This window comes from Ralstonia sp. UNC404CL21Col (genome assembly GCF_000620465.1).
In the GTDB taxonomy this organism is placed as follows: Bacteria; Pseudomonadota; Gammaproteobacteria; order Burkholderiales; family Burkholderiaceae; genus Ralstonia; species Ralstonia flatus.
In genome coordinates this window covers 598,094-617,967 of record NZ_JIBE01000004.1, presented here as the reverse complement: position 1 = coordinate 617,967, position 19,874 = coordinate 598,094, and the positions used below count along the sequence as shown (strand labels likewise).

Sequence of the window (19,874 nt, the reverse complement as noted above, 5' to 3'; positions counted from 1 at the left end):
TCGTGTGTGTTTGTGGTGTGCAGCCTGCCCTCCGGGGCAGGTTTTTTTTTTGCCTGGGCTAGTGCCTGCTGAAACCGGGGCGACCCCCCACTGAAGTGGCATGACCCCATGGCGGTTCTAAAGAGCCGTCCCCCGCAGGCCGATAGCGGTAGGGGGCATATAAAAACAGGAAGAGGGTAGACAACATGGGTTGGATCAAGCGTTTGCCGGTGTCCACGGTACTCACGGGCGGTTTCCTGATCGTGGCGGCCATGGGCGCAGCCATTGGCGGGTTGGGCATCTATACGATCACGCAGTTGAGCAAAGCCAGCGAAGAGCTGGCGCAAAAGCAGATGCGCGCCATCACGCAGATGGGCAGCGCGGCCAACAGCCTGGCGCATGCCAGCCGTGCGCAGACCGCATTGCTGATTGCCACCACGCTCACCGAGCGCAAGACGCTCAGCACGCAGATTGCCGACAGCATGCAGCACCTGAAAGACGGTGTGGAGACCGTGCGCCCGCTGTTCACCTCGGACGAAGGCAAGAAGATGATCCGCGAGGTCGATGCCATCTACCCCGTCTGGGGCAAGCGCATGACCGACTTCGTGGCCCTGATGGACAAGCAGGGCCTGGACCCGACCCAGTTCGACAGCCGCGTCACCGCAGAGAACGTCGGCTTGCTGGACGACACCGCGGCGTTTGAAAAGACGCTGGACAAGATGGTCAAGCGTGTGGAGGAGGTCTCCGCCGCGTCCACCGTCAAGGCGCGGGACGATGCACACCGCTCACGCCTGGTGATGATGGTGATGGCCTGTGCGGGCGCGCTGCTCGGCATCGTGCTGGGCCTGGTCGTTGCCCGCAGGCTGTCGCGCCAGCTGGGTGGCGAGCCGTCGTACGCCGCCGACATCGCCCGCCGTATCGCCGCCGGCGATCTGGCCGTGCACGTGCAGACCCGCCCCGGCGACCATGACAGCATGCTCTTCGCCATGGCGCAGATGCAGCAGCAACTGACCGGCACGATCACCAACATCAAGAGTTCGGCCGATTCCATTGCCAGTGCCACCAAGCAGATCGCGGCCGGCAATGCCGACCTCTCGCAGCGCACGGAAGAGCAGGCCTCGTCGCTGGAGGAAACCGCTTCCAGCATGGAAGAGCTGACCAGCATCGTGAAGCAGAACGCCGACAACGCGCGCCAGGCCAGCCAGCTGGCCGGTAGCGCGTCGGACATCGCCGTCAAGGGCGGCGAGGTGGTGGGCCGCGTGGTCGAAACCATGGCCGGCATCAACGCGAGCAGCAAGAAGATCGCCGACATCATCGGCGTGATCGAAGGCATTGCCTTCCAGACCAACATCCTCGCCCTGAATGCCGCTGTGGAAGCGGCGCGCGCGGGCGAGCAGGGGCGCGGTTTTGCAGTGGTGGCGGGTGAGGTGCGCAGCCTCGCGCAGCGCAGCGCCACGGCGGCCAAGGAAATCAAGGAACTGATCGGCGATTCCGTCGGCCGTGTACGCAATGGATCGGCCCTGGTGGCCGAAGCCGGCACCGTGATCGAAGAAGTCGTGGTGGCCGTGCGCCGCGTGACCGACATCATGGGCGAGATTTCGGCTGCGTCGGACGAGCAAAGCTCGGGCATCGAACAGGTCAACCAGGCCGTGAACCAGATGGACGAGGTCACGCAGCAGAACGCCGCGCTGGTCGAGCAGGCGGCGGCCGCCGCCCTGTCGCTGGAAGAACAGGCCCAACTGCTGCGCGATGCCGTGGCGACATTCCGCACCGATGCCTCGGCAGAACGCGTCGTGGCGCCGCCGGCTGCCGTTTCCGCCTCCGCCCCCGCCGTCCGCAGCGAGGTCCGCCCGGAGAAGACCGAGGTCGTGCCCTCCGTGGCGCGCGCCCTGGCTTCGCGTGAGGCCACCAAACCGGCCAAGCCGGCCAAGCCGGCCATGGCGCCGGAGGCTGCCCCGGAGCAGGCGCCCGCCGCCGCGCAAGCAGAAAAAGCGCCTCAGGAGGCACATGCCGCGGTTGCGCCGCTGGCTGCCGCTGTGGCTGCAGCAGCGGTTTCCGAGGCTGTCGCCGCCCCGGCCCTCAAGCTGAGCACCGGTTCTGCCGATGAAGATGACTGGAGCACGTTCTGACGCCAGCCTCGCCAACAGCAAACTTGGCGCGGCCAGCGGCAACGGTGCCCGCCACACACTGAAAGCGGGCATCAAGACTCGCGCAATTACGGGGTAGTTACATATGGCACAAACCTTGGCGCCAGTTTCGCCGACGCTCGCGTCGCGCGAGTTTTCATTCACCGCTGAAGATTTCAGCCGCATTCGCGATCTGATCTACCGCCGCGTCGGTATCTCGCTGTCCGATCGCAAGAGTGAAATGGTCTACAGCCGGCTGGCCCGCCGCCTGCGCGTGGTCAACCTCGGCTCGTTCCGCGACTACCTGGATGCACTGGAAAAAGGCCACCTGCCCGACGAGTGGGAGGCCTTTACCAATGCCCTGACCACCAACCTGACCGCGTTCTTCCGCGAGCAGCATCACTTTCCCATCCTGCACGAGCACGCCAAGGCCAAGCGCACGCCGTTTACCGTGTGGTGCTCGGCGTCGTCGACGGGCGAAGAGCCGTACTCGATCGCCATCACGCTTGCCGAGGCCTTTGGCTCGATGTCGCCCAGCCAGGTGAGCGTGATCGCCTCGGACGTGGATACCAACGCGCTGGCGCGCGCCCGCGCCGGCATCTATCCGATGGAGCGCGTCGCGGCCCTGTCGCCCGAGCGCCTGAAGAAATACTTCCTGCGCGGCACCGGCAAGCAGGAAGGCTATGCCCGCGTGCGGCCCGAGCTGCAGGCCATGATCGACTTCCGCCAGATCAACCTGCTCGACCGCGATTGGCCCCTGCAGCAGAAGTTCGACGTGATCTTCTGCCGCAACGTGATGATCTATTTCGACAAGCCCACGCAGGCCAAGATTCTTGAGCATTTCATCGACGTGATGAAACCCGACGGTCTGCTGTTTGCCGGCCATTCGGAGAGCTTCCTGCAGGTCACCAAGGCGTGGACGCTGCGCGGCAAGACCGTGTACGAAGTCGCGCCCGAGCTGCGCGCCAAGATGGGGGCACGATGATCGAATTCGGCAAGCGCGCGACCCCGCAATCGGCGGCCGACGCCGTGCGCGGCGATAGCGGCATGAGCAGCGGCATGAGCGCGGGCGCCATGGCCACGCTTGCGCAATCGTCCGCCAGCACCCACGCGTATTACGACACCACCTTCGGCCGGCGCGCCATGAAAGTGCTGCCCGGCGAGTATTCCGTCACCACCGAAGACCTGATGCTGGTCACGGTGCTCGGCTCGTGCGTGTCCGCCTGCGTGCGGGACAAGACCCTCGGCATTGGCGGCATGAACCATTTCATGCTGCCTTCGCGCAACGAAGGCGAATCGATCCTGTCGCCCTCCATGCGCTATGGCACGCACGCCATGGAAGTGCTGCTCAACCAGCTCTACAAGGCGGGCGCCAAGCGCGAGCGCCTGGAGATCAAGGTGTTTGGCGGCGCCGCCGTGCTGGCCGGCATGAGTACGCTCGACGTGGGCGAGCGCAACGGCAAGTTCGTCCTCGAATTCTTGCGCAACGAAGGCCTGACGGTCGCCGCCAAAGACCTGTTCGACGTGCACCCGCGCAAGGTGTACTTCGTACCGTCCACCGGCCAGATCATGGTGCGCAAGCTGCGCTCGCAAAACTCGGCGGCCGAGCTGGACAGCGAGGCGCAATACGCCAGCAAGCTGTCGAAGTCCATCACGACAAAGCCAGCCTCGCGCCTCCAACTCTTTACCTAGGAGACCGCTGAAAAACGATTCTGACGGCCCAGCACCGCCTTGCCGTGCGACTTGTACCGTCTGCGTCGGCGCTGATCCATCAGAACCGCTTCGCTTCGTTTTGCAACGGTCTCAACATTCAGAAGACTTGCTCCCGAACATGAACGACAAACGCAAGATTCAGGTGCTGTGCATCGACGATTCCGCACTGATCCGCAGCATCCTGAAGGAGATCATCAACAGCCAGCCGGACATGGAAGTGGTGGGTGTGGCGCCCGATCCGATCATCGCGCGCGACCTCATCAAGCAGACCAACCCGGATGTGCTCACGCTGGACGTCGAAATGCCGAAGATGGACGGCCTCGACTTCCTGGAAAAGCTCATGCGCCTGCGCCCGACGCCGGTCGTCATGATCTCTTCGCTGACCGAGCGCGGTTCTGAAGCCACGCTGCGCGCACTGGAGCTGGGCGCGGTGGATTTTGTCGCCAAGCCCAAGCTGGGCATGCGCGACGGCATGAACGAATACGCCGACCAGATTGCCGACAAGATCCGCGCGGCAGCCCGGGCAAGGCTGCGTCCGCGCGCTGCCGCACCGGTTGCAGCGGCCGGCTCGGCATCGGCACCCGGCGCACACGTTCGCGCGGACCACGCAGCCGCCGCGCCGGCCCCTGCGCGTACCCATTTCTCGTCGACGGAAAAGCTCATCATCGTGGGCGCTTCCACCGGCGGCACCGAGGCCATCAAGGATTTCCTGCTGGAAATGCCGCCCGACTGCCCCGGCATCCTGATCGTGCAGCACATGCCGGCGGGTTTCACCACGTCGTTCGCCAAGCGGCTGGACGGCCTGTGCCGCATCCGCGTGAAGGAAGCCGCGCACGGTGAACGTGTGCTGCCCGGCCACGCCTACATTGCGCCGGGCGACATGCACCTGTCGCTGGGCCGCAGCGGCGCCAACTACGTCACCGAGCTGGATCAGGGCCCGCCGGTCAATCGTCATCGCCCGGCCGTGGACGTGCTGTTCCGCTCTGCCGCGCGCAACGCCGGGGCCAACGCCTTGGGCGTCATCCTCACCGGCATGGGCAAGGACGGTGCGGTCGGCATGCTGGAAATGCGCAACGCCGGCGCCTACAACGTGGCGCAGGACGAGGCGTCCTGCGTGGTCTACGGCATGCCGAAGGAAGCCGTGGCCCACGGCGGCGTGCACGAAGTCCTGCCGCTGTCGCAGATCGGCCCGCACGTGCTGGCCAAGCTGTCGGCACATGGCCGCGTGACGCGGGTTTAACGCTGCACTTTGCGGGTACATTGGTTGCGGGGCGCAGCAGTCAGGCGCCCCAAACCATTCCGGCGCTCAAGAATCGGCCCCAGGCGCCGATAAGATTGCCAAGGAAGCCCGAAACCCCCCAATTCAGTAAGTTTGCGGAGATTGTGTCCATGGACAAGAGCCAGTACCGATTCCTCGTCGTCGACGATTTCCCGACGATGCGCCGGATCGTGCGTAACCTGCTCAAGGAACTCGGTTTTGCCAACGTCGACGAGGCCGAAGACGGCGCCGCCGGCCTGGCCAAGGTCAAGGAAGGCCGGTTCGATTTCGTGATCTCGGACTGGAACATGCCGAACATGGATGGCCTGCAGATGCTGCAGAGCATCCGTGCCGACGCCAACACCGCCATCAGCAAGCTGCCGGTGCTGATGGTGACGGCCGAGGCCAAGAAGGAAAACATCATCGCCGCCGCCCAGGCAGGAGCCAACGGCTACGTGGTCAAGCCCTTTACGGCCGCCACGCTGGACGAAAAGCTGGGCAAGATTTTCGAGAAGCTCGAAAAGGGGGCGTGATGAGCGAGATGCACGATGGCGCCCAGGCGCCGGCCGCCGAAGGTGCAGACCACGGCGACATGCCCGAAATGCTCCAGCGCATCGGCCACCTCACGCGCATGCTGCGTGAAAGCATGCGCGAGCTGGGCCTGGACAAGGGTGTCGAGAAGGCCGCATCGGCCATCCCCGACGCACGCGACCGCCTGAACTACATCGCCAACATGACCGAGCAGGCGGCCACCCGCGTGCTCAACGCCATCGACGCGGCGCGGCCCGTGCAAGACGCGCTGGAGTCCGACTCCCAGGCGCTGGTCAACCGCTGGCAGTCGTGGATGGACCGCCAACTGGGCGACGACGAGATCCGCGAGCTGGTCGGCCAGACCAACGGCTTCCTGCGCAGCGTGCCTGAAAAAACGCGCGACACGAACCAGCAGCTCATGGAAATCCTGATGGCCCAGGACTTCCAGGACTTGACGGGTCAGGTGATCAAGAAGGTGCTGGATGTCGTCCAGCTCATCGAAAGCCAGCTCGTCGGCATCCTGCTCGACAACGCGCCGGAACACCTGCGCGTGGAAGCCGCGCATGTTGCGACGTCGCTGCTCAACGGCCCGCAGATCAATCCGGACCATCCGGATGTGGTTGCCAACCAGGAGCAGGTGGACGACCTGCTGGAAAGCCTGGGCTTCTGAACCCGGCGCCGGACACAACAAAACGGGCGTTGCGACGATGTGCGCAACGCCCGTTTTGTTTTTTGTCTTTCCCCTTCAATCCCGCAGGATGGTCCGGAACCCGATGTGCGCGGCTGGCAGATCGGCTTCCTGCGCCTCGCGTGCAGAGGCCCGGTAGCGCACGCAAAAATCCGGCGAGCAGAGGAACGAGCCGCCCTTGATCACCACCGGCCGGTTTGGCTGGCTGTTGTTGTGACCAAGGCGTTGCGGCTGGTCCAGCGCTGCCACGGCGCGCGTGTCGCCATTGGCGTGCGACTGATGCGGGCCGGTATAGGCGTCGCGCGTCCATTCCCATACGTTGCCGATCATGTCGTACAGCGCGAAGCCGTTGGCGGCATAGCAGCCGACCGGGCCGATGCCTGCGCGGCCGTCCTCCGCGGTGTCCAGCACGGGAAAGATGCCCTGCCAGTAATTGGCGCCGGGTTTGCCGCTGCCATCGCGCGGGGCTTTTTCAAGATCGGCGCCGTCTCGGCCGGCCTTGCCGGCGTATTCCCACTCTGCTTCCGTCGGCAGGTCGTGGCCCAGCCAGCGGGCGTAGGCCAGTGCATCGGCCTGGGTGACGCGCGTCACGGGCTGGTTGTCGGCATCGGCAAGCCTGCTGTCGGCGCCTGTCGGGTGGCGCCAGTCCGCGCCCTTGACCCAGCGCCACCATGCATAGGGGCGTGCCTGCATCTCCGCCGAATCGGGCACGTGAAACACCACCGCGCCGCCCTGGCGCTCGGCGTCGGTCACATAGCCGGTGGCGGCAACGAAGGCGGCGAACTGGGCGTTGGTCACCTCTGTCTGGTCGATCCAGAAGCCGCGCACGCGCGTCTGGGCGGCAGTACCGCCACGCTGCGCAGGGCGTTCGTCCGGATAGCCGAGCGTGGTGCCGAAGGTGAAGCTGCCGCTGCTCACGTGCACCATGCCGGCCCGCGTGTCCTGCCGCCAGCCGGGCGGCAACCCGGCGTAGCGGGCACAGGCGTCGGTGGTGCCCAGCGGCAGGCGTGGGGCGGTGTGCGCGGTGACCACGTTCGCGGCGCGGGCCGCCATGTTGCCGCCGGCCGGGTGCAAGGCAACGGCGGTCACCGCGGCCAGCGCCGCACCGGCCAACACCCACCGCACGCGCCGCTGCCTGCGCTGCTGTACCACGGCACCCATCAGTAGAACCCGCGTGGGCGCAGCGGCTCTACACCGCCAACGCTGCGCATGTAGTCCTGCCATTGCTGGTACAGCGTGGCGGCCACGTCAGGGTGCTGCGCAGAGACATCGTTGGTCTCGCCACGGTCGCTGGCAATGTCGAAGAGCTGCCAGTGGCCGTCGGCCGCACCCAGCGGCGGTTCGGTCCACAGCGCCTTCCAGCGGCCGTCTGCGCTGCGCAGATAGGCGCGGCCGTACGACTCGTCGCCAAAGGGCTGCGTGTGGATGGGCCCCGCATCGGCAGATTGCCGGATCGACGCCAGCAGCGACACGCCCGTCACCGGATACACCGCGCGGCTGCCGTATTGCACCTTGCCTTTGTTCTGGTCCACACCGTTGCCGTCCACGGCCGGCTGCGCAGGTGTGCTGGGCGGCGTAATGCCGGCCAAGGCCAGGAAGGTGGCGGTGTTGTCGGTCACATGCGTGAAGCGCGTGATGGGTGGCAGCGCCTGGGTCTGGCCCGGCAGGCGCACGATGGCCGGCACCGAGACACCGCCTTCGGCCGCATGGCCCTTGACCAGGTTGAACGGCGTGGCGCTCACCTCGGCCCAGCGCAGTCCGTATTGCAGGCGCTGCGCGTTGGCCAGGCCGTTATCGGTGCCGAGCCTGGAGTAGACCGGCTCGGTGGCGTTGGCTTCATCGGTGGCCTTCGGGTCGGCGCCGGAGTCGATCGGCCAGCCTTCAGCGCCGTTGTCCGACTGGAACATGATGAAGGTGTTGTCGTACTCGCCAATGTCTTTCAGGTGCTGGATCAACAGGCCGATGTTGTAGTCGAGGTTCTCGACCATGCCGGCGTAGATCTCCATGTAGCGCGCCTGCGCCTTGCGCTCCAGCGGCGTGAGGTCGCTCCACTTCTTGTTGACGTAGCCGGGGCCGTAGTCGGTATAGCCCTGCGCGGGGCCGTGGTTGGCGTTGATGTAGCGCGCATTGGCGGTGCCGTTGTTGGGCGATGCGGCCGAACGCGTGGTCGTGCCGGGCAGCCCGGCAAACGGCGTGAAATCGGCCGGAATGATGCCCAGCGCCTTCTGCCGCGCGATGCGCGCATCGCGGATGACGTCGTAGCCCGCGTCATAGCGGCCGGCATATTTGTGCAGCCACGGGTCCGGCACCTGCAGCGGCCAGTGCGGCGAGGTGTAGGCCGCATAGGCAAAGAACGGCTTGCCGTCGCCCTTGTGCGAGTCGATGTAGCTGATCAGCTTCTGCGTGTAGAAATCCGTCGAATAGAACACTGCCGGGCTGCCTCCCGCGCCGCCCGGTTGCCCTGGCTGGCCCGGTTGCACATAGGCGCCGTCTTCCGTGTAGTTCCTGGCGTTGGCGTTTTCATGGCCGAAGTGGTTGCTGGCCGCACCCGGCAGCAGCGCATACGAGCGCTCGAAACCCCACTGGTCAGGCGTCTTGCCCAGGTTGGCGGCGCTGCCCGCAATGCCGTTGCCCAGGTGCCATTTACCGGCCATGTAGGTGTGATAACCGCCGTCCTTCAGCAGTTGCGCGACCGACAGCGAGCGGTCGTTCAGATAGCCCTCGTAGCCGGGCAGCCCGGCGCGCTCATCGTTGGGCGCACCCATGGTGCCTTCGCCCACCAGGTGGTGGTCGGTGCCCGAGATGAGCATCGCGCGCGTGATGGCGCAGACGGTGCCCGCGTGGTGGTTGGTCAGCAGCCGGCCCGACTGCACCAGCGCGTCGAGGTTGGGCGTGTCGATCTCGCCGCCCATGGCATGGATGTCGGAATAGCCGAGGTCGTCGGCCATGATGTACAGGATGTTCGGCTTGCGGGCCGGCGTGTCCGGTGTGCTGTTGTCGGTGCCGGCCGTGGACGTGCCGGGCGGCGAATCGCTGCCGCACGCACTGAGCGTGGCAAGGGCGGTGGCGAGCAGGGCCGCCAGCATGCGCTGGCGCAAGGGCAAGGCAGGGGAGTTGGCTCGATCGGGCGACATGACGGTTGATCCGTTCTGCATTCTGGTTTGGAGAACGGGTCATGCTATGGACGCCGCCTGCATAAGGCGACGAAGTTTTCCGCAGGTCGATATGACGGACAGGCGTCTTGCCGGTCGGCAGGCCGTTGCCGCGCCATTGCGAACCCCACGTCAGCTCTGAATGGACGGCGTTTGCGCCGCAGCCAGCGCCATTTCATCGAAAAACCCGCTCCGGGGCGGCTTTTTCCACGCTTCGACCAGACGGGGGTGCCGGAATAATGCAAGGGTCGGCCATGGGGCCGATGCTGTTCATTCCACCCCCGTCACCCCTCGCATCCCGGCATGTCCGACGACAGCGATCTCGAAAAAACCGAACCAGCCTCTCCGAGGCGCCTCGAGCAGGCGCGCGAGGAAGGCGACGTTCCCAGATCACGGGAACTGGCTTCGTTCGCCCTCACGGCGGTGTCCGCGGGCGGTTTGTGGGTGATGGGCGACTCGATCGTGCGGGCCGCATCGTCGTTTCTGGCGCGCTGCCTGGAATTCCACCGCTACAACTACACGAGCGGGCAGGACCAGTGGAACTACGTCACGGGCCAGTTCATGCCGCTCGCCCTGGTGCTGGGCGGGCTGATGCTGATGCTCGTGATTGCCGCGCTGTCGCCGCTGGCGCTCACGCGCGGGGCCATTTCGTTCAAGCCGCTGGCCCCCGATATTTCGCGCCTGTTCAAGCTGCAGGGGCTGACGCGCATGTTTTCGCTGGAGGGGCTGATGGAGCTGCCCCGCCTGCTGATCAAGCTGTTCCTGATTGCCGGCGTGGGCTGGCTGCTCGTCCGGTATTACCGGGGCGACCTGATCGAACTGCCGCAGCAGGACCTGGGCGTGGCCATGCGCGACACCCTGCACGTGGCCGGCGTGGCCTTCCTCTGCATGGCGGCGGTGATGATGCTGGTGGCGGCCGTGGATGTGCCGCTGTCGTTGTGGCAATACGCGCGCAAGCACCGCATGACCAAGGAAGAAGTGCGCAAGGAGCACCGCGAGTCCGAAGGCGATCCGCACGTCAAGGGCCGCATCCGCAACCTGCAGCGCCAAGCTGCCCAGCGCCGCATGATGGCCGACGTGCCCAAGGCCGATGTGATCGTCACCAACCCGACGCACTACGCCGTCGCGCTGCGCTATTCCGAGAAGGAAGGCGGCGCGCCGCGCGTGCTGGCCAAGGGCGCCGACATGGTCGCAGCCAAGATTCGGGAGCTGGGGACGGAGCACAAGATTCCCATTCTGGAAGCGCCCCCGCTGGCCCGTGCGCTGTACCGCCATACCGAGATCGGTCACCAGATTCCCGAAGCGCTGTACGCCGCCGTGGCCGAAGTGCTCGCCTATGTCTATCAGCTGCGCCGCCTGCACCAGGTGGGCGGCCGTGTGCCGGTGCGCCCGACCGACCTCCCGGTGCCCGCCGATATGGACCCGGGGCCGCAGCCCGGCGCGGACGACGCCGATGACGACGTCACCGGTAACGCCTGACGGATCGGCAATCCCAACGTTGATGCAGACGCTTTCGCCGGTGAGGCCCCGACTGCCGCTACCGCACCACGACGTTATATCGACCCGGGCGGTGCCACGCGATCACCATCGCGCTCATGGCAACTGCACTCAGCGCCGACCAGCCCACACGGCCGGTCGGAATCACCAGGAGCGATGTCAGCAGAATCATCGAGTCGATGGCCACCTGCACGATCCCCGCATTGATCCCCCGCGTGCGCTGCAGCCAGAGCGTCAGAACGCCCGTGCCACCCACGCCGGAGCCATGCCGGGCGAGCGCCAACACCCCCATGCCGTTGAGCGTTCCGCCCACCACCGCCGCAAACAGCGGGCTCTCAAAATCGATGTGTAACGCCTGCCGCGTCACCGCCAGCAGGAGGGTGATCCCACAACTGGCCAGCGTCGACTTGATGGCAAAACGCGGGCCCATGACGAAATAGGCGAACACGAAAAACGGCACGTTGACCAACGTGAAAATGGTGCCAACCGAGAGCGGCGCCACGTACGACACGAGCAACGCGATCCCGGCAATGCCACCGGTCACGAGTCCGGCTGCGCTGAGCAGCACCACCCCCGTCACGATGAACATCATGCCCACGGCCATGCCGTAGACGTCTTCGAGCATCGTGTGTCGGGCGGCATGGGGAGGGCTTGCTGCAACGGCGCTGCTTGCGTGATGAAGCTGATGGTCCATGGCGCCGCTCATCGGATGAACGGCCAGTCCGGCAAACAATCATGGATGTCCGGTAATCCAGAGGTGGGGTGCTTCATTGAACGTTGCCTATGATCGGGTTGGTGCATCCACGCACCGGACACTGCACCACCTTCGTGCGGTGATGCCTGGAACCGGGTCTTGTGGGCGGCGTTTCAGGATGATTTGCAAGTCCCATACCCAGCGTCCTGGGCTGCATGGCGCATACGACCACGCCGCCGCTGCAGCGCGAGGGTATCGAAAGGGGTGCGGTTGAGGGACAGGATGGGTACAGCCTGGTTGCGTACGCGATTCTGTATGAAAGTCTGGTACGACGCACCCCCGGCCCCGCTGGCGGCGTGAAGGGGTAGAAGCGCACCCCCCGATGGGAGGGTATTTCAGAGAAAAGCCGCCTTTTGGGCGGCTTTCTCACGTCTTCGATTTGGCGGCGCCCCCTGCAAGATGGCATCCATCGAAAAGCCCCCCGCTGCACGCCCTCCAATGAACGCCGCACTGCTCCGAGTCACCGACATCCTGCGCAAGGGCGACTACCGCTCCGCCGCGGGCCCGGTGCTCATCATCCTGATTCTGGCGATGATGGTGCTGCCATTGCCGCCGTTCATCCTCGATCTGCTGTTCACGTTCAACATCGCGCTGTCGATCATCGTGCTGCTGATCAGCATGCACACGCTCAAGCCGCTGGATTTCTCGTCGTTCCCGAGCATCCTGCTGATCACCACGCTGATGCGGCTGTCGCTCAACGTGGCGTCCACCCGCGTGGTGCTGATGGAGGGCCACACCGGCCCCGACGCCGCCGGCAAGGTGATCGAGGCGTTCGGCCACTTCCTGGTGGGCGGCAACTACACCGTCGGCATCGTGCTGTTCGTCATCCTGGTCATCATCAACTTCATGGTGATCAGCAAGGGCGCGGGCCGCATCGCCGAGGTCAGCGCGCGCTTCACGCTCGATGCGATGCCCGGCAAGCAGATGGCGATTGACGCCGACCTGAACGCCGGCCTGATCCGCGAAGACGAAGCCCGCAAGCGCCGCACGGCCATCGCGCAGGAAGCCGAATTCTTCGGCTCCATGGACGGTGCCAGCAAGTTCGTGCGCGGTGATTCGGTGGCGGGTATCGCCATCCTGCTGATCAACATCGTCGGCGGCCTGGCCGTGGGCGTGCTCCAGCACGGCATGGACGTGGGCCACGCCGCCACCAACTACACGCTGCTGACCATCGGCGACGGCCTGGTCGCGCAGATTCCCGCGCTGGTGATCTCCACCGCGGCGGGCATCATGGTCAGCCGCGTCTCCACCGACAAGGACGTCGGTCAGCAACTGTCGAGCGAGCTGTTTGCCATGCCGATGGTGCTGATGACCACCGCCGGCGTGCTCGGCCTGCTGGGCCTGGTGCCGGGCATGCCGCACATCCCGTTCGTGCTGTTTGGCGGCGGTCTGGGCTATCTGGGCTGGTACCTCAAGAAGAAGCGCGAAGTGCCCGAGGTCGAGCCCGTGCTGCAGGCGATTGCCCCGGTGGATACGCCCGAGGCGAGCTGGGACGACGTGTCGTGGGTCGACGTGCTGGGTCTGGAAATCGGCTACCGCCTGATCCCGCTGGTCGACAAGAGCCAGGACGGCGAGCTGCTGCGCCGGATCAAGGGCATCCGCAAGAAATTCACGCAGGACATGGGTTTCCTGGCGCCGGTCGTGCACATCCGCGACAACCTGGAGCTGGGCCCGTCGTCGTACCGCATCACGCTCAAGGGCGTGGAAATCGGCCACGGCGAAGTGCAGCAGGGCAAGTTCCTCGCCATCAATCCGGGTGGGCAGGACGGCCTGGGCGGCCACGGTGGCATGGGCGGCCTGGGTGGCATGGGTGGTCGCCTGGGCACGCAACTGCCCGGCACCCCGACCGTGGATCCGACCTTTGGCTTGCCGGCCATGTGGATCACCGCCGATGTGCGCGATCGCGCGCAGGCCGAGGGCTACACCGTGGTCGATTGCAGCACCGTCATCGCCACGCACGTCAATCAGTTGATTTACACCCATAGCACCGAGCTTCTCGGCCGTTTGGAAGTCCAGCAATTGCTCGATCATTTGGGCAAGGAAGCACCGAAGCTGGTCGAAGACGTTGTGCCGAAGCTGTTGCCCGTCGCGACCGTGCAGAAGGTGCTGCAGAACCTGCTGGACGAAGGCCTGCATATCCGCGACATCCGCACCATCGTCGAGACGCTGGCGGAACACGGAGGCAGGACGCAAGACCCCGCCGAACTCACCGCCGCCGTGCGTGTGGCGCTGGGCCGGGCGATTGCCCAGCAGCTCTTCCCGAACAAGACCGAAATGCAGGTCGTCACGCTTGACCCGAATCTGGAGAACATCTTGCTGCAAAGCGTCGTTGGCTCTAACGCCGGCCCGATCGAACCGCAACTGGCTGACTCGCTCATGCAAGCAGCAGCGGACTCGTCGCGGCAGCACGAACAGATGGGTCAGACGGGCGTCCTGCTCGTACCGCCCGCACTGCGCCCGATGCTTGCCCGCCTGTTCAAGCGTGCCGCACCGAGCCTGCGCGTGCTGTCGCACGCAGAAATTCCAGATCACCGAACGATTAAGGTTGTCGCCATGCTTGGAGGCCGCGCATGAAAATGCATCGATTTACCGGACTGACGTCGCGTGACGTCCTGCGCAAGGTCCGCGACCAACTGGGCGATGGCGCTCTGATCCTGTCGAACCGCGCCATTCCGGGCGGCATCGAGATCATCGCGGCATCCGATTCGCACGTGGATGCGCTGGTCGACACGCAGTCGTCGGCGCCCAAGGCGGCACAGCGCCGTCCGATGGCACCGGCCCCGATTCCCGAGCCCGCACCGATTGCCGCTGCAACCGCAGCCGTGGCGGCCGCTCAGGCACCTGCTGAAGAAGCCCCGCAGGCCGAGACCCCGGCACCCAACGCACTGGCCCGTCTGCGCAACCGCTTCATCGCTTCGCGCCGCGCGCCTGCACAGGAAGACGCACCGGCAGCGCCGGTCGCCCCGGTTACTCAGGCCGCCAAGCCGGCCGGCCGCACGCTGCAAACGCGCGTGGACGACGACGTGGCGTTTGGCGAAGAAGATGCGCTGGCCGCGTCCACCCGCATGCTGGCGGGTCTGTCGCTGGACCGCGCCAACGCAGAGGTTGCCCAATCCGCAGAGCGGGCCATGGCCAGCACCGCCCAGTTCATCGCGCGCCGTACCACGGTGGAAGACGACGAGCCGGAGATGGAATCGACGGCCCGCTTTGCCGCACGCCGCGAACAGGCACGCGAACAGGACGACCGCCCGGTCACGCTGCGCAGCTTTGCCGAGCGCGTGGAAGCCCAGGCACGCACGCTCCGTGCAGAACAGCGGAAGGCCGAAGCGCCTGTGAAGGCGCGTATCGACGCGCAAGCCGACGCAGGCAAGTCGTCCGATATTTTCGTCCGCGTGGAGGACACGATGGCCCAGCCCGAAGCCCCGCGTGATGACGTGAGCCTGCAGCGTTCGGCCATCCAGGCCGACGTGAAGGAAAGCATCCGTGCCGAGACCGACGTGATGACCCGCCGCATGGTCGGCGAGATCGAAACGCTCAAGAGCACGCTGAACGACGCCATGTCGAGCCTCGCCTCGCTGGGCGTGAAGCTGGGCGACCCGGTGCGTACGCGCCTGTTCCAGACCATGCTCAACGCAGGGTTCTCGGCGCAGCTCACGCGCTACGTGCTGGAAAACATGCCGCAGCACGACACGTACGAAGGCGCGTTGGATTTTGTGCAGCGTGCGATTGAAAAGAACCTGAGCACCGTGTCGGATGAAAACAGCCTGCTCGACCAGGGCGGCGTGTTTGCCCTGATGGGCCCGACCGGCGTGGGCAAGACCACCACGACCGCCAAGCTGGCCGCGCGCTTCGTGCTGCGCCATGGCGCATCGCGCGTGGCGCTGCTGTCGACCGACAGCTACCGGATCGGCGGCCATGAACAACTGCGCATCTACGGCAAGATCCTGGGCGTCTCGGTGCATGCCGTGAAGGACGCGCAGGACCTGAGCCTGGCGCTGAACGACCTGCGCGAGAAGCACGTCGTGCTGATCGACACCATCGGCATGAGCCAGCGCGACCGCGCCGTGTCCGAACAGATGGCGATGCTGCATGCCGTGGGCCCGTCGATCAAGCGCCTGCTGCTGCTCAACGCTGCCAGCAACGGCAAGACGCTCGATGAAGTCGTGGGTGCCTACCGCGACGCCAATCTGGCCGGCTGCATCCTGACCAAGATCGACGAGGCCGCTTCCGTTGGCCACGCGATGGACGTGATGATCCGCCGCCGCCTGCCGCTGCATTACGTGTCGTACGGCCAGCGCGTGCCGGAAGACATTGCGGTGCCGAACAAGAAGCTGCTGATCCACCGCTCGTTCCGGGCCGGTGCGGAGCAGTCGTCGTTCACGCTCGATTCGGATGAATCGTTGCTCGTGGCGCAAGGTGCGGTGTTACGCAACGCAGGCAACCGCGAACCCGGCCTGGCCGCTTTCGATTTCGCCTGACAAAGGGGGCGACCATGACGACGCCATTCGCCAAGGATCAAGCCGCAGGGCTGCGGCGCATGCTCGGTCATGCCGCTGCCCGCCGCGTGCTCGTGATCGGCGCGGAAGAGCAGGTCGATGACTTTGTCGACAACCTGCGCATCGCGCTGTCCGGCATGGGACGTGATACCGCTGTGGTGAGCGCGCAGACCGTGCTGGCCATGGCCGGCGTGCTCGAACAGCACGACGAGACGGCGGATGTGACGCTGGTGGCCGCGCATTTCGGCACCCGGGCGCTCGGCACCGTGGCCGAAGCGTGCGACGACGTGCTGCTGACCTTCTCGGATGGCCCGGAAGGCATCAAGAGCGCGTACACGCTGCTCAAGAAAACCGCCGTGCTGCAAGGCGGCGCCGGCATCCGCACCGTGGTGTGCGGCGCGCATTCGGTCGATTCCGCCGTGCGCGTGTTCGGCAACCTGGCCAACACCGTGGGCCAGTACCTGAACACCCGGATCGATTTCGCCGGCTACCTCCCCGAGGACCGGCACGTAGAACTCGCGCTCTCGCTCGGCAAGCCCGTGGCGAGTGCGTTTCCCGCATCGCCTTCGGCCATGGCCTTCCGCCAGCTTGCCGAAGAAATGTTGAGCTGGGCCAGCGCCGAGGCCCAAGCCGGTGATGGCAGTGCGCCGTCACGGGTGGTCATGTCGGCGCGGGCACCGGCTGAGGAGCCGGCAGATGAATCGGCGCAAGCAACGTCAATGTCGGCATCGACAGCGACACCCGGCGCCACCGCACGCGCGGCCGAATTGGTTTATTGAGGCGCAGCATGAACGAAGCGTCAAAGGCAGGCATGGATATGTACACCGCAACCGGTCGCAAGACCAAGTCCGACGAGATGGCCACGTACGCACCCCTGGTGCGTCGCATTGCCAACCAGATGATGGTCAAGCTGCCGGCCAGCGTTGAGCTGGACGACCTGATCCAGGCCGGCATGATGGGCTTGCTCGATGCGCTGTCGCGCTACGAGGAAACACAGGGCGTGCAGTTCGAGTTCTACGCGGCCCAGCGTATCCGCGGCGCGATCCTGGACGAACTGCGCGGCTCGGACTGGCTGCCGCGCGGCCTGCGCCGCAATGCCCGCACGATCGAGCAGGCGATCCAGAAACTGCAGCAGCAGAAGGGCCGTGCCCCCACGGAAACCGAGATTGCCGCAGCGCTGGGCATGTCGCTGGCCGAATACCAGAAGCAACTGGTCGACCTGCAAGGCAGCCAGCTGCTGTATTACGAAGATTTCGACCGCGAAGACGCCGACGCCTTCATCGAGAACCGCGCCCCCGAGAACGACGCCACGCCGCTGGACCAACTGCTGGACCACGACCTGCGCGAATCGGTTGTGGCTGCCATCGAGGCACTGCCCGAGCGAGAAAAGCTCATGATGAGCCTCTACTACGAGCAGGATCTGAACCTGCGTGAAATCGGCGCCGTGATGGGCGTGTCGGAATCGCGTGTGTGTCAGATCCATAGCCAGGCGATTGCCCGCATCCGCTCACGCCTGCGCGATCGCGCATGGCTGCCGACGCCGACCTGATCCGATATCACCCGAGCGCCGCTGCCAATGGCGAGCGACGCTGGGTCTGTGCCTGACCTGCCAGTTTCTTACTGCGCGGCCAGCGAGTCATCTCGCGGCCGCGCTTTTTCTTTGGGTACGTCGGTCACATCGGTCACGAGCCGCGAGGCGGCGGCATCCCACACGCGGGTCTCGCCGTGCTTGAACAGAAGGAAGCGCTCGGCGGGCACGTTGGCGGCCTTCAGCGCGTGGGCCAGGTCGGTGATGGGCTGGTCCAGCGCTTCGTCCGTCAGCTCAAACGTGCCCCAATGAATGCCCACGGCCTGCCGGGCACCGATGTCTTGCATGACCTGCACGGCTTCGGCCGGGTCGATGTGCTGCGCCTTCATGAACCAGCGCGGCTCGTAGGCGCCCACGGCAATGGCCGCCACATCGAAGTGGCCGAAGCGCGCCCCGATGTCGCGCGTGTCTTGCGAATACCCCAGATCGCCCGAGAACCAGAAGCGCAGGTGTGGATGCAGCAGCGCCCAGCTGCCCCACAGCGTCCGGTTGCGGTCGTACAGGCCGCGTGCGGACCAGTGCTGCACGGCGCAGAAGTGCGCGGTGAAGGGGCCGAATCGGGCTTCGTCGTCCCAGTCGAATGCGCGCACGTTGGGTTGGTCGCCGGCAAGGCGTGTGCCGCGCACGTTGCGCGCAAACCAGCGGTCGATGCCCAGTGGCACGAAAAACATCGGCGCGCCGCCGGGCTGGCGCATCAGCGCACGCACGCTGGCGCGGTCGAGGTGGTCGTAATGGTTGTGCGAGATCAGCACCAGGTCGATATGCGGCAACTGCTTGAGCGACAGCCCTGGCGGTTGATGGCGGCGCGGCCCCGCAAACGGCAGCGGCGAGGCGCGCTTGGAGAACACCGGGTCGGTCAGCACATTCAGCCCGTCGATCTGCAGCAGCAGCGTTTCGTGGCCGATCCAGGTGAGCTGCGGAACTTCGGGCGGTTGGTGGATGGCCCCGAGGTTGGGCGCGATGCAGGAGAGGTCTTGCGTGGGCGGCTTGGGCAGCTTCAGGCGGCGACGCTCCCGTTGCCATTGCCAGAAATCGGCGTCGGGGCGCGGGTGCGGATAGCGGTTTCGGAATCCGTCCGGCGTGTGGTGCGGCTTGGCGGGGTTGTAGTCGGGATTCTTCATGGGCGAAGTGTTCCGTGGCGTTCCGTGGTGGCGGGGCGGTCCACCTGAAGTCATGCCTGGTGGCGCATAGCTTACGCAAGTACGGCGTGGACGTCCTGGCGGTGCCGTCGTTATCATCGTCCAGTCGCAGACAGTGCCATGCGTTGAGCGTGTCGTCGCGTGCCGGATGGTGGCGCAGACAGCGCATTCGTGTTTGGGGCCTGTCGCATCCGCCACATTCCACTGCCCCGCGCCCATGGATTCCGCCCCCGCCCGAAGCACTCCACCTCCCGGCCCGCTCTCAGCGGCGCTGTACCGGGACCGCCTGCACGCCAGCAACTGGTTTGGCGGTCTGGGCAAGCCCCTGCAGGAAATCCTCATCGACATGGCGATCGTGCGCCGGCTGGCCGACGGGGAGGTGCTGTTTCGGCGCGGCGATCCGCCCGACGGGCTGTATTGCGTGGTGGAAGGCGGCATTCGGGTGCGTGCCACCACGGCGGATGGCCGCGAAGCGCTGCTGGCCGTGCTGGAGCCCGTGAACTGGTTTGGCGAGATCGGCGTGTTCGACAACCAGGCGCGCACACACGATGCGTGGGGCGAGGGCGATTCGGTGCTGCTGCACATGCCGCAGGCCGCGTTGATGGACCTGCTTGAACGTGCGCCGCAGCACACGCACGCTTTTGCGTTGCTGCTGACGCACAAGCTGCGCCTCGCTTTTTCCGTGCTGGAAGAAACGGCGCTGTTGCCGGCCTCAGTGCGGGTGGCGCGACGCCTGTTGCTGATGGCCGCCGGCTACGGCGACTTGCGCCTCGGCACCCGCCGCGTGCTGCGCGTTCCGCAGGAGCAGCTTGCTTTGCTGCTCGCGCTGTCACGCCAGACCGTCAATCTCGTGCTCAAGGATTTTCAGGCGCGCGGCATTCTCAAGGTTGCCTATGGCGAGATCGAACTGCTCGATCTGCCCGGCCTGCGCGACATCGCCAAGGGGTGAGCGC

General features: G+C 65.8%; 16 protein-coding genes. 12 read left to right on the top strand and 4 right to left on the bottom strand.

All coding sequences use genetic code 11. From position 1 onward, the window contains the following. Positions 1–185: 185 nt before the first annotated feature. The 6 genes from N511_RS0110870 to cheZ all read left to right on the top strand — a co-directional run bounded on the left by N511_RS0110870 (position 186) and on the right by cheZ (position 6,277). The gene (locus N511_RS0110870) at positions 186–2,108 is read left to right on the top strand and encodes a methyl-accepting chemotaxis protein (protein ID WP_027679313.1); all 1,923 of its coding nucleotides are present in this window, start codon (positions 186–188) and stop codon (positions 2,106–2,108) included. 103 nt (positions 2,109–2,211) lie between these two features. Further along, positions 2,212–3,090 carry a CheR family methyltransferase gene (locus N511_RS0110865; protein ID WP_027679312.1) on the top strand — a complete coding sequence of 293 codons (879 nt, stop codon included), beginning with the start codon at positions 2,212–2,214 and terminating at the stop codon, positions 3,088–3,090. Between the two features lie 89 nt (positions 3,091–3,179). Beyond that, positions 3,180–3,797 (top strand): chemoreceptor glutamine deamidase CheD, encoded by a 618-nt coding sequence (cheD, locus tag N511_RS0110860; RefSeq protein WP_037026816.1) that lies wholly within the window; start codon positions 3,180–3,182, stop codon positions 3,795–3,797. A gap of 139 nt (positions 3,798–3,936) precedes the next feature. Continuing rightward, positions 3,937–5,058, top strand: coding sequence for a protein-glutamate methylesterase/protein-glutamine glutaminase (locus N511_RS0110855; protein ID WP_027679310.1), 1,122 nt, complete (start codon positions 3,937–3,939; stop codon positions 5,056–5,058). Positions 5,059–5,207: 149 nt separating this feature from the next. Continuing rightward, positions 5,208–5,609 carry a chemotaxis response regulator CheY gene (gene cheY, locus N511_RS0110850; RefSeq protein WP_004627759.1) on the top strand — a complete coding sequence of 134 codons (402 nt, stop codon included), beginning with the start codon at positions 5,208–5,210 and terminating at the stop codon, positions 5,607–5,609. Further along, positions 5,609–6,277: a protein phosphatase CheZ gene (cheZ, locus tag N511_RS0110845; RefSeq protein ID WP_027679309.1), complete on the top strand. Its 669-nt coding sequence runs from the start codon at positions 5,609–5,611 to the stop codon at positions 6,275–6,277. Before cheY ends, cheZ begins: the two co-directional genes overlap by 1 nt. Before the next feature lie 75 nt (positions 6,278–6,352). Here the strand turns inward: cheZ and N511_RS0110840 are convergent, their stop codons facing one another. Next, the gene (locus N511_RS0110840) at positions 6,353–7,456 is read right to left on the bottom strand and encodes a formylglycine-generating enzyme family protein (protein ID WP_037026604.1); all 1,104 of its coding nucleotides are present in this window, start codon (positions 7,454–7,456) and stop codon (positions 6,353–6,355) included. Further along, complete coding sequence (locus N511_RS0110835) at positions 7,456–9,429, bottom strand: arylsulfatase (RefSeq protein ID WP_037026601.1); 1,974 nt, start codon at positions 9,427–9,429, stop codon at positions 7,456–7,458. Before N511_RS0110835 ends, N511_RS0110840 begins: the two co-directional genes overlap by 1 nt. Positions 9,430–9,750: 321 nt before the next feature. Here N511_RS0110835 and flhB point away from each other — a divergent pair, with 321 nt between their 5' ends. After that, positions 9,751–10,926, top strand: coding sequence for a flagellar biosynthesis protein FlhB (gene flhB, locus N511_RS0110830; protein WP_027679306.1), 1,176 nt, complete (start codon positions 9,751–9,753; stop codon positions 10,924–10,926). A 58-nt stretch (positions 10,927–10,984) separates the two neighbouring features. Here the strand turns inward: flhB and N511_RS0110825 are convergent, their stop codons facing one another. After that, positions 10,985–11,638 carry a YitT family protein gene (locus N511_RS0110825; protein ID WP_051530901.1) on the bottom strand — a complete coding sequence of 218 codons (654 nt, stop codon included), beginning with the start codon at positions 11,636–11,638 and terminating at the stop codon, positions 10,985–10,987. Positions 11,639–12,136: 498 nt separating this feature from the next. On the opposite strand from N511_RS0110825, the gene flhA reads away from it, so the two are divergent. The 4 genes from flhA to N511_RS0110805 are packed head-to-tail and all read left to right on the top strand — an operon-like array spanning position 12,137 to position 17,743. Further along, positions 12,137–14,272, top strand: a complete 2,136-nt coding sequence (flhA, locus tag N511_RS0110820) for a flagellar biosynthesis protein FlhA (RefSeq protein WP_027679304.1) — start codon at positions 12,137–12,139, stop codon at positions 14,270–14,272. Beyond that, positions 14,269–16,176 (top strand): flagellar biosynthesis protein FlhF, encoded by a 1,908-nt coding sequence (flhF, locus tag N511_RS0110815; protein WP_027679303.1) that lies wholly within the window; start codon positions 14,269–14,271, stop codon positions 16,174–16,176. The genes flhA and flhF overlap by 4 nt, the downstream gene beginning before the upstream one ends. Before the next feature lie 14 nt (positions 16,177–16,190). Next, positions 16,191–16,973, top strand: a complete 783-nt coding sequence (locus N511_RS0110810) for a MinD/ParA family ATP-binding protein (RefSeq protein ID WP_027679302.1) — start codon at positions 16,191–16,193, stop codon at positions 16,971–16,973. An 8-nt stretch (positions 16,974–16,981) separates the two neighbouring features. After that, positions 16,982–17,743 carry an RNA polymerase sigma factor FliA gene (locus tag N511_RS0110805; protein WP_027679301.1) on the top strand — a complete coding sequence of 254 codons (762 nt, stop codon included), beginning with the start codon at positions 16,982–16,984 and terminating at the stop codon, positions 17,741–17,743. 68 nt (positions 17,744–17,811) lie between these two features. Here N511_RS0110805 and N511_RS0110800 read toward each other — a convergent pair whose 3' ends face one another. Next, complete coding sequence (locus tag N511_RS0110800; RefSeq protein WP_027679300.1) at positions 17,812–18,903, bottom strand: MBL fold metallo-hydrolase; 1,092 nt, start codon at positions 18,901–18,903, stop codon at positions 17,812–17,814. A 235-nt stretch (positions 18,904–19,138) separates the two neighbouring features. Here N511_RS0110800 and N511_RS0110795 point away from each other — a divergent pair, with 235 nt between their 5' ends. Next, entirely contained in the window at positions 19,139–19,870 is a 732-nt protein-coding gene (locus tag N511_RS0110795) for a Crp/Fnr family transcriptional regulator (protein WP_027679299.1), read from the top strand. Positions 19,871–19,874 lie beyond the last annotated feature (4 nt).